At 59.3% G+C, this 15,266-nt stretch carries 10 protein-coding genes and 1 pseudogene; all 11 read right to left on the bottom strand.

Annotated elements, in window-relative coordinates:
* Positions 1-141: 141 nt before the first annotated feature.
* The 11 genes and pseudogenes from ACA046_RS11235 to ACA046_RS11185 all read right to left on the bottom strand — a co-directional run bounded on the left by ACA046_RS11235 (position 142) and on the right by ACA046_RS11185 (position 15,217).
* Complete coding sequence (locus tag ACA046_RS11235) at positions 142-996, bottom strand: HpcH/HpaI aldolase/citrate lyase family protein (protein WP_497676499.1); 855 nt, start codon at positions 994-996, stop codon at positions 142-144.
* The gene (locus ACA046_RS11230) at positions 996-2,189 is read right to left on the bottom strand and encodes a CaiB/BaiF CoA transferase family protein (RefSeq protein ID WP_497676498.1); all 1,194 of its coding nucleotides are present in this window, start codon (positions 2,187-2,189) and stop codon (positions 996-998) included. Before ACA046_RS11230 ends, ACA046_RS11235 begins: the two co-directional genes overlap by 1 nt.
* 10 nt (positions 2,190-2,199) lie before the next feature.
* Complete coding sequence (locus ACA046_RS11225; RefSeq protein ID WP_497677068.1) at positions 2,200-3,360, bottom strand: acyl-CoA dehydrogenase family protein; 1,161 nt, start codon at positions 3,358-3,360, stop codon at positions 2,200-2,202.
* Positions 3,361-3,456: 96 nt separating this feature from the next.
* Positions 3,457-4,314, bottom strand: coding sequence for an HTD2 family dehydratase (locus ACA046_RS11220; protein ID WP_497676497.1), 858 nt, complete (start codon positions 4,312-4,314; stop codon positions 3,457-3,459).
* Positions 4,315-4,328: 14 nt separating this feature from the next.
* Entirely contained in the window at positions 4,329-6,107 is a 1,779-nt protein-coding gene (gene lpdA, locus ACA046_RS11215) for a dihydrolipoyl dehydrogenase (protein ID WP_497676496.1), read from the bottom strand.
* A gap of 10 nt (positions 6,108-6,117) precedes the next feature.
* Positions 6,118-7,404 carry a dihydrolipoyllysine-residue acetyltransferase gene (locus ACA046_RS11210; protein ID WP_497676495.1) on the bottom strand — a complete coding sequence of 429 codons (1,287 nt, stop codon included), beginning with the start codon at positions 7,402-7,404 and terminating at the stop codon, positions 6,118-6,120.
* A gap of 86 nt (positions 7,405-7,490) precedes the next feature.
* Positions 7,491-10,181, bottom strand: a complete 2,691-nt coding sequence (gene mdeB, locus ACA046_RS11205; RefSeq protein ID WP_497676494.1) for an alpha-ketoglutarate dehydrogenase — start codon at positions 10,179-10,181, stop codon at positions 7,491-7,493.
* Between the two features lie 90 nt (positions 10,182-10,271).
* Entirely contained in the window at positions 10,272-11,141 is an 870-nt protein-coding gene (locus tag ACA046_RS11200; protein ID WP_497677067.1) for a methyl-accepting chemotaxis protein, read from the bottom strand.
* A pseudogene (locus ACA046_RS11195) lies at positions 11,136-11,357 on the bottom strand (HAMP domain-containing protein); the annotation flags it as partial. The pseudogene ACA046_RS11195 and the gene ACA046_RS11200, both read right to left, overlap by 6 nt.
* Before the next feature lie 1,124 nt (positions 11,358-12,481).
* A complete protein-coding gene (locus tag ACA046_RS11190) occupies positions 12,482-13,381 on the bottom strand; it encodes an SDR family oxidoreductase (protein WP_497676493.1) in 900 nt (299 codons plus the stop codon).
* 96 nt (positions 13,382-13,477) lie between these two features.
* Positions 13,478-15,217, bottom strand: a complete 1,740-nt coding sequence (locus ACA046_RS11185; RefSeq protein WP_497676492.1) for a CocE/NonD family hydrolase — start codon at positions 15,215-15,217, stop codon at positions 13,478-13,480.
* Positions 15,218-15,266 lie beyond the last annotated feature (49 nt).

The raw sequence follows: 15,266 nt of genomic DNA, 5'->3' as shown, positions 1-15,266 counted from the left end.
AACGTTTGGCCTGCGCCGGGACTGACCAGCGCAAGGCGAATTCGACTGCTGTTGCCACACCTCGATAGTAGTGAGATGGGCCGATTTTAAGAATTTGTGAATGGGCCGAAGAGTTGTTCCGAAATAGAAAAGAACAACGTTTCAGATCCCGAAACCAAACTCCGCCGCCAACGCAAGAATGTTCCGCGCCCGCGCCATCACCGGCGCGTCTATCATCCGGCCATCGAGTACCACCACCCCGCCGCCGGCAGCGTCACCCAACCGGCAAACGGCGTTCGCCCATTCGATGTCCATCGCCGAGGGCGTGAAGGCCGCCGCGGCTTCCGTGACCTGACTCGGATGAATCAACAACTGGCCGCTGAACCCGTGCCGACGTGCGCGCGCGGCGTACCGAGCTAGGCCCGGTTGATCACCGATGGAGGTAAACACTCCATCGACCGGTGCCGGCAGTCTTGCCCGTTTGCTCGCGAGTACGAGCATTGCGCGCCACGGCAGGAACACTAGTTCTTCAGGGTCTGATTCGTCGGGGATCAGATCGAGTTCAACGGCCAGATCCAGCTTGCCGAACATCAGGCGCGCGCAACCCGGCGCACCGGCGATAGGCGTCAAGGCATCAATGCCTTGCACGGTCTCGATGATGCATAACAACGGCTTTCCTGTAACGCTATGGGCGTGCTGCACCTGCGTAGCGTTGTCGGCTTTTGGCAGCATCACGGCAGCGATTCCGGTGTGGCGGCAGGCGGCCAAATCATGCTCATGCCACTGCGTGTCGGCGGCATTGATGCGCACCGACACGCGCTCATCGGGATGCTCATCCAGCCAGGCCAGCAAGGCCAGGCGTGCAGCCGGTTTGTCGACCGGTGCAACCGCGTCTTCGAGATCGACCACCACAACATCAGTGCCGCTATTCAGTGCTTTGCCAATGCGTTCCGGACGGTTCGCGGGTACGAACAGAAAGGTGCGCGCACGTGCCAGGTTCAGTTTTCGAATCGCCATCACACCACCTTCCTGTCGCGCAGTTCATTAGCGCGGTCGGCATAGCCGAGTTCACGCAGAATCGCAGCGGTATGTTCCCCAAGTGCCGGTACCGGTCCCATGCGCGCGGGATGCTCACCGCCCATGCCCGGTGGCTGCAGCGCGGGTACTGGCCCTGCGGGTGTGTCCACGCTTGTCCAACGTTGACGTGCGGCGAGTTGCGGATGGTTCCAGATGTCGTTCATGGTGCTGACGTTGGCATTGGCGATGTCAGCGGAATCGAGGCGGGCCATCACGTCATCAGCGCTGAGGCTGGCGAAGTTCTGCTCAATCAGTTTGCTCAAAACCTCACGGTTGGCGGTGCGCAGCGCATTGCTGGCAAACCGCGCATCCGTGGCGAGTGCAGCGTTGTCCAGCAACTTGTCGCAGAACACCGCCCACTCGCGTTCGTTCTGCAGGCCAAGCATGACGGTACGGCCATCGCCGGCGAGGAACGGCCCGTACGGGTAAATCGTCGCGTGGGAAGCACCGGTACGGCGCGGCGGCTCCTGACCTTCGTAGGCGTAATACATCGGGAAACCCATCCACTCGACCATCGCATCAATCATCGCGATTTCGATGCGCCGGCCACGTCCGGTTTTGCCACGTTGGATCAGCGCCGCGAGAATATTGGTGTAGGCATACATGCCGGCCGCGATGTCAGCGATGGAGATACCTGCCTTGACCTGTTCTTCAGGTGTACCGGTGATCGACAGAAACCCCGCCTCGCTCTGAATCAGCAAGTCGTAAGCCTTTTTCTCGGTGTACGGCCCACCCTCGCCATATCCCGAAATATCACAGACGATCAGCTTCGGGTTTTTTGCTGAAAGTGCCTCGTATGAAAGCCCCAACCGGGCCGCCGCGCCGGGCGCAAGGTTCTGCACCAATACATCGGCCTCAGACAGGAGCTGCAGCAAAATCTCCTGCGCCTCCGGTTGTTTCAGATCCAGGGTCAGGCTTTCTTTCGAGCGATTGACCCACACAAAGTGCGAGGCCAAACCATCAACACGAGCGTCATAAGCACGGGCAAAATCGCCGCTGCCTGGACGCTCGACCTTGATCACGCGAGCGCCCTGGTCAGCCAGATGACGTGTGGCCAAAGGTGCTGCGATGGCGTGTTCGAGCGATACCACCGTGATCCCTTCTAGCGCAAGTACCGGTTGGGTAGAAGCCATAATGGAGCCCTCAGAAAGACCGCGGCAGCCCGAGCAAGTGCTCGGCGACGTAGGAATAGATCAGGTTGGTGGAGATCGGCGCGACCTGGTACAACCGGGTCTCTCGGAACTTGCGCTCGATGTCGTATTCATTGGCGAAGCCGAACCCACCGTGGGTTTGCAGGCAAACGTTGGCGGCTTCCCACGACGCTTTGGCGGCAAGATACTTGGCCATGTTGGCCTGGGCGCCACAGGGTTGGTGCGCGTCGAATAGCTCGCAGGCCTTGAAGCGCATCAGGTTGGCGGCTTCGATCTCGATGAAGGCGTCGGCAATCGGGAACTGCACGCCTTGGTTCTGCCCGATGGGACGGTCGAACACCACGCGTTCGTTGGCGTACTTAACCGCGCGCTCCATGAACCAGTAACCGTCGCCGATGCATTCGGCGGCGATCAACGTACGCTCGGCGTTAAGCCCGTCGAGAATGTATTTGAAGCCCTTGCCCTCCTCGCCAATCAGGTTTTCCTCTGGGATCTCCAGGCTGTCGAAGAACAGCTCGTTGGTCTCGTGGTTGACCATATTGGGGATCGGCTGCACGGTGAGGCCCTTGCCGATTGCGTCTTTGAGGTCGACGATGAAAATCGACATGCCTTCAGACTTTCGCTTCACCTCGGTCAGTGGCGTGGTACGTGCGAGCAGGATCATCAGGTCGGAGTGCTGCACCCGTGAGATCCACACCTTTTGCCCGTTGACCACATAGCGGCCGTCCTTCTTCACCGCGTTGGTCTTGATCTTGGTGGTGTCGGTGCCCGTGGTAGGCTCGGTGACCGCCATTGACTGGATGCGCAACTCGCCGGCCGCAATCTTTGGCAGGTACTTTTCTTTCTGCGCGGCGCTGCCGTTACGCAGCAGCGTGCTCATGTTGTACATCTGGCCATGCACTGCGCCGGAGTTACCGCCGGAACGGTTGATCTCTTCCATGATCACTGACGCCTCAGTCAGCCCCAGGCCCGAGCCACCGTATTCCTCTGGGATCATCGCCGAGAGCCAGCCCGCGCTGATCAATGCATCGACAAAGGCCTCAGGGTAGGCCCGCTGTTCGTCGATCTTGCGGTGGTATTCGTCTGGGAACTCACTGCACAAGGCACGCACGGCGTCGCGGATTTCCTGATGTTCATCGGGGGCGTAGAGCATGGTCATGTCGGTTTCCTGTCTTGTCTGTAGTGATCGCGGCGCAGCAGTGCCCTTGGCGCTCCTGCACAGCGGCACCTTTTTTAAAACGCTTGGGTTTTAGTCGAACGTGACTTCAGCTTTCATCGTCGAGCGCTTGTTGCAGTCGGTCCAAAGATCGGCGCTTCCCGGGCCGGTGAGCTGACCGCAGACTTCAAAGTCCGCCGTATCGAACAGCGGGCCGATCGCGCGGAAAGCGAAGTGTCGTATGCGCTTGTGCGGATGCGACGTTCGAAAGGCTTCGAGCAGCAATGTGGCGACCAGCGGGCCCTGCACGACGAGGCCCGGATAGCCTTCTTCCCGAGTGGCATAGGGCTTGTCGTAGTGAATGCGATGGCCGTTGAACGTCAGTGCTGAATAACGAAACAGCAACACCGGGTCGGGATGAATCAGCCGGCAGAATTCGCCACGGCGCTCTGTCGCTTCGCCGGCAAGGGGCGCCCCTTTCGGAGCGGGCTGGCGGTAGACAATGTCCTGCTCCTCCAACACGCACACACCACGCTCACCAGAAAGCTTGTGTTCGACGGTCACAAACAGCAACTCGCCATTGCGTCCGGATTTGCGCTCGCAGCACAGGATGCGCGATACCCGGGTGACCGCTTCACCGACGCGCAGCGGCTGCTCAAAGCTCAGCCGCCCGCCTGCCCACATACGATTGGGCAGATTCACCGGCGGCAGGAAACCACCGCGTTGCGGATGCCCGTCGACGCCAATTTCGCTGTGTCGGGCATTCGGCGAGAAGTACACCCAGTGCCACAAGGGCGGTAACTCAGCACCTTCGTGCAGGGTGTCGGAATTGAGGTCGAGCGTCGCTGCCAGCCCTTGCGCGGTACGTTGGTCGATACGGTCGCTATGTAGTTCTTCGCGGCCCACCCAGTGGCTCAAGTCCGCCAGATTCGCCTCATTGCAGGCATTCATGATCATTTCCTCCTTCACGCATCTTTACGACGTGCCGCCGGCAAGTCGGTGCAACTGCCATGGGCAACTTCCGCCGCCATCCCCACGGTTTCACCCAATGTCGGATGCGGGTGGATGGTCTTGCCGATGTCCTCGGCGTTGGCGCCCATTTCGATGGCCAGACACACCTCACTGATCAAATCTCCCGCGCCGGTGCCAACGATGCCGCCGCCAACCACTCGATGGGTTTGAGCGTCGAACAGCAGCTTGGTGAAGCCTTCATCGCGCCCATTGGCAATCGCACGTCCAGATGCCGCCCATGGGAAAACCGCCGCCTCGACCTTGATGCCTTGATCTTTGGCTTCTTGCTGAGTCAGACCAGCCCAAGCCACTTCGGGGTTGGTGTAGGCCACGCCGGGAATCTGTAACGCATCAAATCGGCTGCGCGCCAGTTCTGCGTTGTTCAAGGCTTCACCTGCCGCGACTTCAGCAGCGACATGGCCTTCATGAACGGCTTTGTGGGCCAGCATCGGCTGGCCGACGATGTCGCCAATCGCAAAGATGTGCGGCATGTTGGTGCGCAGTTGCTTATCGACGGGGATGAAACCGCGCTCATTGATATTGACGCCGGCCTTGTCGGCATCAAGCTGATTGCCATTGGGTTTACGCCCGACCGCGACCAACACCAGGTCGTAGCACTGCGGTTCTGCCGGCGCTTTTTCACCCTCAAAGGTCACCCAGATGCCCTGCTCGCTCACCGCGGCTTTTACCGTGCGAGTGTTCAACATCAGGTGATCGAAACGATGGCTGTTGTGTTTTTCCCAGACTTTCACCAGATCGCGATCCGGGCCTTGCATCAAGCCGTCCAGCATCTCGACCACATCGATACGCGCACCCAGCGCCGAATAAACCGTGGCCATTTCCAGTCCGATAATCCCGCCGCCGACCACCAGCATGCGTTTCGGCACAGCCCTGAGCTCCAGCGCACCGGTGGAGTCAACGATGCGCGGATCCTGCGGCATAAACGGCAACTTGACGGCCTGACTGCCGGCGGCAATCACGCACTGCTTGAAGCGAATAACCTGCTTCTCGCCCGTCTGCTCCTGGCCGGAACCGGAACACAGGGCGACCTCGATACGGTGCGAATCAAGGAAACGGCCGACGCCGCGCACGACCTCGACCTTGCGCCCCTTGGCCATGCCGGCGAGGCCGCCCGTGAGCTTGTTGACTACCGATTTCTTGTGGGCGCGCAGCTTGTCGATATCGACCTTTCGGGCACCGAAGTCGATGCCCAGTGACGCCAGATGCGGGACTTCCTCCATTACCGAGGCGATATGCAGCAGCGCTTTGGAAGGGATGCAACCGACGTTAAGGCACACGCCGCCCAATGCGGAGTAGCGCTCGACCATGATGGTCTTCCGGCCAAGATCGGCCGAGCGGAATGCAGCGGAGTAACCGCCGGGACCGCCGCCGAGGACAAGCACATCGCACTCCAGATCAGCGTCGCTGCCGGTTGAAGCCGTTGCAGGCATTGGCGCGGCTTTAGCGGATGGCGAAGGTTCCACGGCTGCCTCATTCGATTCCAGCGTCAACAACACCGCGCCTTCACCAACCTTCTCGCCAACCTTGACCCCTATTTCCTTGACCACACCGGCGGCAGAGGACGGCACATCTATCGTCGCCTTGTCGGATTCCAGCGTGCAGATCGCGTCGTCGACTGCCACGACATCGCCAACCTTGACCAGCACCTCAATCACCGGCATGGCAGCGGCATCGCCAATGCCGGGCATCTTCACTTCAATAACCTGACTCATGGGTATTCCCTCACAGCGAAATTCGACGGAAATCTGCCAACAGAACCGCCAGATGCTGAAGGAAACGTGCTGCCGCCGCGCCATCGACGACGCGGTGATCCCATGACAATGCCATGGGCAAAATCAGACGCGGCGCGAAAGCTTTGCCATCCCAAACCGGTCTGATTTGCGCACGGGTCACGCCGAGGATCGCCACTTCCGGCGCATTGATAATTGGCGTAAAACCGGTGCCGCCAATGCCGCCCAGGCTGGAAACGGTGAAGGTTCCGCCGCTCATGTCGGCGGGGCCCAACTTGCCGTCACGGGCTCTGCGCGCCAATTCGCCACATTCCGTGGCGATCTGGCCGATGCCCTTCTTGTCGGCATCGCGAATGACCGGCACCACCAGACCGTTCGGTGTGTCGGCGGCAAAACCGATGTGGAAGTACTGCTTTAGAATCAGGATCGGCTCGCCATCTTCGTTGCCCAGCGAACTGTTGAACGATGGGAAGGCTCCCAAGGTGGCGACCGCGGCCTTGATCAAAAACGCGAGCATGGTGTACTTGACCGCGTCTTTGCCGCCCTCCTGATTGAGCTGAACGCGAAACGCTTCCAGCTCGGTAATATCGACTTCTTCGTTGTTGGTGACGTGGGGGATCATCACCCAGTTGCGCGCGAGATTGGCTCCTGAGATCTTTTTGATCCGCGACATCGCGACCTTTTCGACCGTGCCGAATTTGGCAAAGTCGATGTCCGGCCACGGCAGCAAATTGAGTCCACCGGTTTGATCGGCACGCGGCGCGGAACTGTCTAGATGCACCAGAGCGTCTTTGACGAAGCGCTCGATATCTTCACGAAGCAGTCGCCCACCCTTACCGGTGGCAATCGCGCGGCTGACATCCACGCCCAGTTTGCGGGCATAGCTGCGTACCGAAGGGCTGGCGTGGGGTTTTGGGCCAGAAATACTCACCGCTGGGGCAGGCGCTTTGACGACGAGTGGCTGCGGAGGAATGTTTACGATGGGTTCGGCCACGACCGGGCTAATGACGGACGGTTGAGCAACAGGAGCTTCATCAATTGCCATCTGCAACGTGAGGATCGAACTGCCCTTGGAAACACGGTCACCTTCCTTAATTGTCACCGCCACAACAGTGCCGGCACCAGGACTCGGCACGTCCATCGATGCCTTGTCCGACTCCAGCGTCAGCAGTGGGTCATCGAACGCTACTTTATCGCCCGGTTTGACCAATACTTCGATCACCGGCAGGTCTTTGAAGTCCCCGATGTCAGGGACATGAATTTCTCTGATTTCACTCATGACGTACCGTTGCCCAGAAATAGATCCGTTGCGCGTTCACGCTACGGAGGGCGCGCTCATCGAGCGCGTGCGAAGAGAAAAACCGCTTAGCGTGTCCACGGCGCCGGGCTATCACCTTTCAGGCCATAGCGCTCAATGGCATCGGCCAGCACCTGACGCTGCAAGCTGCCGTCACGCACCAGACCGTCCAGTGCAGCCAGAACCACTTGATGCCGATCGACTTCAAAGAAGCTGCGCAACGCGGCGCGGGTATCGCTGCGACCAAAGCCGTCGGTACCCAGGGCAATAAAGCGTGCGTCGACGTAACTGGCGATCAGTTGCGGCCAGGCGCGCACATAGTCGGAGGCGACAATCACCGGCGCGTTGCCTGCCAGCGTGGCGCAGAGATGGCTGACTTGCTCAGGCTCAGTGGGATTCAGACGATTACGTCGCTCCACTTCTCGCGCTTCACGCGCCAATTCGCTGAAACTGGTGACGCTGAAGACTTCGCTCGACACCTGCCAGTCAGTTGCCAGCAGTTCAGATGCCGCGATGACTTCACGCAGAATGGTGCCTGAGCCAAGCAGGCGCACGGTTCCGCGCGATGCGCGGGCATGCGTCTCGGCGTAGCGATACATGCCGCGAATAATTTGATCTTCCACACCGGACGGTAAGGAAGGCTGGGCATAGTTCTCGTTCATCACGGTGATGTAATAGAACTCATCGACATCGCGTTCCATCATCTGGCGCATGCCATGGTCGACAATCACCGCAAGCTCACCGGCGAAGGCCGGGTCATAGGCGCGGCAGTTAGGAACGGTGGCCGCCACCACATGGCTGCTACCATCCTGGTGCTGCAGCCCTTCTCCGCCCAGCGTGGTACGCCCAGCGGTGGCGCCAAGCAGGAAGCCACGTGCGCGTTGGTCGGCCGCTGCCCAAATCAGGTCGCCAACACGCTGGAAACCGAACATCGAGTAGTAGATGTAGAACGGCAGCATCGGTTTGCCGTGCGCGCTGTAAGACGTCGCGGCAGCGACCCACGAAGACAATGCACCGGCTTCGGTGATGCCCTCCTCCAGTAATTGGCCGTCACGGGCTTCACGGTAATACAGCATCGAACCGGCATCTTCTGGCTCGTACAGTTGGCCGAGCGGTGAGTAGATACCGATCTGACGGAACAGGTTGGCCATGCCGAAGGTACGCGCTTCATCGGCAACGATTGGAACCACACGCGGCCCAAGTTCTTTGTCTTTGAGCAGGCCACCAAGCATGCGCACCACAGCCATGGTGGTAGACATCTCCTTGCCGTCAGACTCGAAGGCGAAACGTGCGTAGTCAGCCAACGCCGGGATGGCGACGTGCTCACTGCCCTTCTGCCGCGCCGGCATGTAGCCGCCCAGCGCAGTTCGTCGCTCGCGCAGGTAACGCATCTCCTGGCTGTCTTCGGCCGGGCGATAGAAGCGTAGTTGCGCGACGTCATCGTCCGAGAGCGGCAGCGCGAAACGATCGCGGAACGCCTTCAGCGCATCGATATCGAGCTTTTTGGCCTGGTGCGAGGTCATCCGCGATTCGCCGGCGCCGCCCATGCCGTAACCTTTTTTGGTTTTGGCCAGGATGACGGTTGGTCGGCCCTTGTGCGCCTTGGCCGCAGCGAACGCTGCATGCAGCTTGCGGAAATCATGACCGCCGCGTTTCAGCGCGTCGATTTCGGCATCTGACATATGCGAGACCAGTTCTTTAATCTCTGGATCCTGCTGGAAAAAGTGCAGCAGGTTGTAGGCGCCGTCCTTTGAACCCAGCGTCTGGTATTGTCCATCGACGGTTTGGGCAAAGCGTTGCAGCAAGGCGTTGTTGGTGTCCCGCGAAAACAACGGATCCCAGTCCGAGCCCCAAATGACTTTGACGACATTCCAGCCGGCGCCCGTGAACAACGCTTCGAGTTCTTGAATGACTTGACCGTTGCCACGCACCGGGCCGTCCAGACGCTGCAAGTTGCAGTTGACGATAAAGGTCAGGTTGTCGAGTTTTTCCCGCGCCGCGAGCGTGAGCCCGGCGATCGATTCGGGCTCGTCCATTTCACCGTCACCAAATACGCCCCACACATGCCGGTCGGCAGTTTCGGCCAGGTTGCGGTGTTCGAGGTAGCGCATGTAGCGCGCTTGATAAACCGCACTGATCGGACCAATGCCCATCGAGCCGGTCGGAAACTGCCAGAAGTCCGGCATCAACCAAGGGTGTGGGTAGGAGCTCAGCCCGTTGCCGCCGACTTCCTGGCGATAGTTGGCCAGTTGTTCCTCGGATAGCCTGCCCTCAAGGAACGCACGGGCGTAGACACCCGGCGCCGAGTGCGGCTGATAAAACACCAGATCACCACCGTGACTTTCGTCACGCGCACGGAAGAAATGGTTGAAACCGACCTCGAAGATTTCCGCGGCGGAAGCATAACTCGCGATATGCCCACCCAGATCCCCGTAGGCCTGGTTTGCGCGCACCACCATGGCCAATGCATTCCAGCGAATGATCGACGTGATCCGTTCCTCGACAGCAAGGTCCCCTGGGTAGGGACCCTGCCGTTCAATCGGAATTGTGTTCCGATACGCCGAGTACGGGTGCACATGCGAGGTGATGCCAAGTGCTCTTGCGTGTTGCTCTAACTGTTTCAGCAGAAACTGGCCGCGCTCGAATCCACCATCGCGCACGACAGCCTCCAGCGACTCAAGCCACTCCTGCGTTTCATCCCGGTCGCTATCCAGTGAAGCCAATGACCCAGGGATCGAACTTTCATTTAGCGAACTCATATCTGCCTCCACTCTTGTTGTTGTTTGCTTAGGGATGAACCGACAGAATACGCCGCCGTACTAAGCCAAAAGACTTCAAATGAACTCATATCAAGATGCCGTGCGAAAACCGCCAACGGCCGCGTTAAGCGCGCCGCCCACCTGCTTCAGGCCGCGCACCGAGGCGTCAAGCAAGCCGCTGGCAGCGGTACTTTGCTCAGACACCGCACGTATCCGCTGCATGCTTTCGCCAACCTGTCCAGTTACCGCGCTCTGCTGTTCGGCCGCCGCCGCGATCTGCTGACTCATCTGCTCAACCGTCGACACGGCCGCCGCAATTTCCTGTAGGGCTTTTGACGCTTGCGCGGCGAGCACGACGCTTTCGCCAGTCAGCACTTGACTGCCCTGCAAGCGGCTGGCGGCATGTTCAGCGACGACTCGCAACTGTTGAATGATTGCGGCGATGTCGTCAGTGGAGGTTTGCGTGCGCCGCGCGAGGTTGCGTACCTCGTCCGCAACCACAGCAAAGCCACGACCGTTTTCTCCGGCCCGTGCAGCTTCGATCGCCGCATTGAGGGCCAATAGATTGGTCTGCCCGGCCAAGGCACTGATCACATCGAGTACCTTGCCGATCGCTGCACTCTCGTTGAGTAACGAACCCATGGCTTCGGAACAGCCGCTCATTTCTTCGGCCAGGTGACCGATCTTGGTGGTCGCCTGATGCACCAATGCTTCGCCTTTGCGCGCCTGATTATTGGCCTGTTCGACGGCGTGGCGGGTCTGACTGGCATTGCGCGCGACGTCCAGGGCGGTGGCGGCCATCTGTTGCATCGCGGTGGCCGCCAGTTCTGTTTCTTCACGCTGCAAGTCGACGCCCTGACGCGTGCGTTCGGTGACCTGCACCAGACTGTCGGCGGCGTGGTTCAACTGCCCGACGCCCTGGCCAATCCGGCCGATCAGCCCACGTAAACTTTCCAGCATGACGCCGACGCTGCCGAGCAACTGACCCAGTTCATCACGGCGTCCTGCAGAGTCAATTTGCGCACTCAGATCACCTGATGCCACACGCCGGGTTAGTTCAACCGCCTGACGCAGCGGCTGCAGAATCAAGTGACGAATCAACAGGCTGGCGCCGATGCCCAAAGCGAGCGCCAAGAACACGATCACCTCCAGCAATCGTGATACCCGCTGACTCATCGCCTGCGACGCTTCAACCTGTGCAGCGCGAACTTCGCTAAGCAATTGACTGACTTTTTCCGCGGCGCCATTCATCGCCGCTTGGCTGTCGCCGGTTTGCTCGTGGCTCGCGGCGTAACGGTTGAACGCGGCACGGTATTCATCCAACGCTGTACGGGCCTGGTTCAGCGATTCGCGCTCGGAACCTTCGAGACGCAACTCAAGGTTTTCCATGTAGGAGCGCAGTTCAATTACCCGTACTTCCCAGTCGTTGCGCACTTGCGTGCTGCCTTGCAGAGTGAAATAGAGTTCGCTATCACGCAGGTTCGCCAGCTTGTCGCGCAGCGTGGAGGCTTGCTCCAGTTGCAGCATGCGTACCGCATCCGCCGGCAGGGCACGCGAAGCCAGCAGGTTGACCGCGTCGAGTTGATCAAGCATCACCACAGTGAAGCGTTCACCCACCACCTGGGCCAGTTGCTGCATGCGCAGGCGAGCCTCACGGGCATTGCGTTGAGCTTGAGCGTAGCGTTTGAACTGAGCGAGATATTGGTTCGCAGCTTCTTTCGAGGCGCTTTGCCCAGTCCCCACTGCGGACTTTTCCAGCAACGAAACCAGCTCAGCGGTGAGCGCTGCGACCTTATTGGCCTCGTCCTCAGCCAGGTTCAGGCCGAATGCCTTGACCGCTACCTGCGCCTGCAGGATCAGCGATTCAACAGCGGCGACATCGTTCATCTTCCTGGCGCGTGTTTCGAGCACGTTGAAGGCGTAAAACGCTGTTGCTGCAACAGCTAACGTCGACAACAGCACCAGGCCGAAACCCAGCCATAATTTGCTACCAACCGATAGGTTTCCGAGCGCATGGGCTATCACAGAAATGCACCCTGGCACGGTGATGAAGCAGACCAGAGCCCAAGCGAAGACGGCAGAAAACACCAATGAAAACTGAGCATATGAGAGCTTCTTGTTGTTGTTTTTTTGGTTAAAGAGGCACTGCATTCCTAACGGCCAAAGCCTATCGCGTGGGCGTATAGCTCGGCCAATGGCTAATAAAGATGGGAGTCAGTTGAAACGGTAATAGCCTTGGATTTGCGCGGGAGCCGCCGCATTGCACAGGCGGCCCAGGGAAGAGGTATAAGTCAGCAGCTTCAATCGGAAAGCGTTTTCAAACCATCCTTAAAATTCTCGTATTCCCTACGAACAAACGCCTCGAACGTGGTCGGCGCACGGCCCAACAGAAATGACAGCACGTTGGAGTTACCCACGAAGTCGTGGCGGCAGTAATGCCTGGCGATGGCGAGATTCATACGCAACATATGCTGAAGCGCTTCGGGCTCGATATTGCCGAAACGTTCGCGGACGAACACTTCCACATCGAAGCGCTCAACCTTTATCTCGCGACCCAGCACTCGCGAAGCAACCGCGCCGATCTCGTGCGCGGTGAACCGTCCGGGGCCGACCAGCTCGTAGGTAGCCCCGCCGTGTCGCTCGCGGTCAGACAGCACCAATGCGACCACGTCGGTAAAGTCTTCCAGATCGACCATCGACTGGCGCCGGTCCAGCGACCAAGCCAAACGGAACACGCCTTCCTCGAATACCGCTTTCATGCGTGTAGGCAGCATGTAATTGGCGGGTTGCACAATGGTGTATTCGAGCCCGGAGGACAGCAGGTGTTCTTCAATGTCGCGCTTGATCTCGTGCTGGATCAACTCGCTGGCGATGGCGTGCAGTACAGAGCTGAACACGAAATACTCTACGCCCTCTTCCCTGGCTGCATCAATCATGGCGAAACCCATTGCGCGTTCGTCGTGATGCAACGTTGGGCCGATGTGGTACACGCTTTTTATGCCCTTCATGACCTGAAAAATGAACGCCGGATCGGCAAGATCGCCCACTAGCACTTGCTGTACGCCGACCTTGCGCAGTTCCTCGGCTGAGGATTCAGTTCTGACGCAAGCCCGCACTTGATGGCCTGTCACGAGCAGTTTGGGAACCAGTCGCTTTCCCTGGTTACCGTTGGCCGAGGTGATAAGGATCAATGCATTCATCTCCTGAAAGGAAACCATAGCGCTATCAACACAGGCTCTTCAGCGCCACAGGTGAAGTGCGCCCTGCCCTTTGAAGAGCACGGCGCACACCAGGGATCAGCTAAGTTTGACGGGGAGTTGCAGGTAGGAGGCGTGTTCACCGCCGGTGTGGATCACGTGTTCGCCGCTGTTGGCGCCGGCGTACTCGGCGATGCCGGGCATCATCGTACCCATCAGATTGCGCGAGCTGATGACGAAGCGCAGCTGTTCGCCGGGATAGAACTTGATGCCAAGCGGCAACAGGTCGATCTCGACGTCGACGATCTCGCCCGGAGCGAGCTTTTCCACACGATCAAAGCTGTGAGCCGGCACGTCCGCGCTTGAAAGCTCTTTATCCAGATGCCGCGCCGAGACACGCAAGCGGCCATCAGAGCCTTTGTAGCGAAGAATGGTCGCGCCGTGATCAGTGAGATCGTGGATCATTGCGCTGTGGTTAGGCGTGGTGAACTGCTGCAGTGGCGTGCCGTAGGCATCGAGTTTCTGCAACAGCACAAACAAGTCCATGTCGTCGGCGCCCTTGGCTTCCACCCAAAGGTGCGCCTTCGGATAGCCGACCAGCTCGGTCACCTGGTCGAAGCGGGTGATGAACGAGACCGCATTCGGGTTGTTAGCGACGCTATAGGAGACCGCCACATCGGCCGCCGGTGCTTCGGTGGCCAAGGTGCGCGAGCGACCGTCAAGGTAGAACCTGGTCGATACCGCCCCTTGCGGCGGGAACTCTTGCGCCGCGACATTCACCTGATCACCGCCCTTGAAGTCGTGCACGGCATAACGCACGCGAGGGGTGGACTCCCAGTCGTTGGCTTGGCCTTTGAGGTAACGGTCGAAGAAGCAGCGCAAGTCGTCGACGTTCGCTTCGTCGTAGTAATCCGGCCATTCTTGGCTGTTGTGGATGCGCAGCCATTTGTCCTGAGAAGCAATCCGCCGCCAAGCACGGAACGTACCGGCGGTGTGCAGTGTATTGGAATAGCTGGCGACGATATATGACGGCACATTGATGCACGAGAAGTCGGGGATTTTGTTCTCCCACAGCTCGTTCATCAGCGGGTATCGCGCGGCTTCGGCGAGGATGTCTTCTTTCTGGTGCTTGCCGAAGAAACTGCCTTTCTGCAACATACCGGCGAAGGCGAGATCAGGCATGCCGCCGCGCAGCGCCAGGTCGCGGTAGACGTCGCTCACGCCTTCCCACGGGTTGATGGCTTTCAGCGCAGCAGGCTGTTCGGCGGCGGTAAACCATTGCGAAACGGCCAGGTATGAGGTGCCGCTCATGCCGACATTGCCGCTGCACCATGACTGCTCCGCGAGCCAGTTGATCAGGTCGTGGCAATCACGACCGTCTTGGCGATCCCAAAGCACACTGTCGCCTTCAGAATCGACGCAGCCTCGAATGTCCGGGTTGCAGATCGCGTAACCGTTGGCGCACCAATACGCAGGATCCGGCGCTTCGAACTTGGCCAGGCCGGATACGACATTGTTGTTTAGGCCGACCAGGCCGAACACGCCCATCACGCTGGCGGAGGTGCCCTGCCCTTTTCCGTAAGGACTCCAGGCCACAATGACCGGCACCTTTGCGCTTCCCGCCGGGCGGAACACGTCGACGTAAATAGTCACGCCATCGCGCAACTGTACCGCGACGTCCTTCTCGAACACGATATCGACCGGAATCGGGCGAAATTGCGGGGCGATCTGAAAGCCTTTTTCGAGGGTGCGTGTGCCCGGTTCAAAAGCGGTTAACAGGCCGGTTCGGGCCGGTGGCAATGGCGTGGAGGGTGTGTAAATTTTTTGCGTATCACTCATGGGGAAACTCCCTTGTCTATCGCCGGTATCCACCGGGGGGGTGATTAAT

This window comes from Pseudomonas sp. LBUM1641 (genome assembly GCF_059716235.1).
The sequence above is the reverse complement of the archived record's forward strand: the minus strand, read 5'-3'. Positions and strand labels throughout refer to the sequence as shown.

Coding starts and splice junctions, on each gene's coding strand:
- ACA046_RS11235 (WP_497676499.1), bottom strand. CDS start 996: ATGGCGATTCGAAAACTGAACCTGGCACGTGCGCGCACCTTTCTGTTC.
- ACA046_RS11230 (WP_497676498.1), bottom strand. CDS start 2,189: ATGGCTTCTACCCAACCGGTACTTGCGCTAGAAGGGATCACGGTGGTA.
- ACA046_RS11225 (WP_497677068.1), bottom strand. CDS start 3,360: ATGCTCTACGCCCCCGATGAACATCAGGAAATCCGCGACGCCGTGCGT.
- ACA046_RS11220 (WP_497676497.1), bottom strand. CDS start 4,314: ATGAATGCCTGCAATGAGGCGAATCTGGCGGACTTGAGCCACTGGGTG.
- lpdA (WP_497676496.1), bottom strand. CDS start 6,107: ATGAGTCAGGTTATTGAAGTGAAGATGCCCGGCATTGGCGATGCCGCT.
- ACA046_RS11210 (WP_497676495.1), bottom strand. CDS start 7,404: ATGAGTGAAATCAGAGAAATTCATGTCCCTGACATCGGGGACTTCAAA.
- mdeB (WP_497676494.1), bottom strand. CDS start 10,181: ATGAGTTCGCTAAATGAAAGTTCGATCCCTGGGTCATTGGCTTCACTG.
- ACA046_RS11200 (WP_497677067.1), bottom strand. CDS start 11,141: ATGCTGGAAAGTTTACGTGGGCTGATCGGCCGGATTGGCCAGGGCGTC.
- ACA046_RS11190 (WP_497676493.1), bottom strand. CDS start 13,381: ATGAATGCATTGATCCTTATCACCTCGGCCAACGGTAACCAGGGAAAG.
- ACA046_RS11185 (WP_497676492.1), bottom strand. CDS start 15,217: ATGAGTGATACGCAAAAAATTTACACACCCTCCACGCCATTGCCACCG.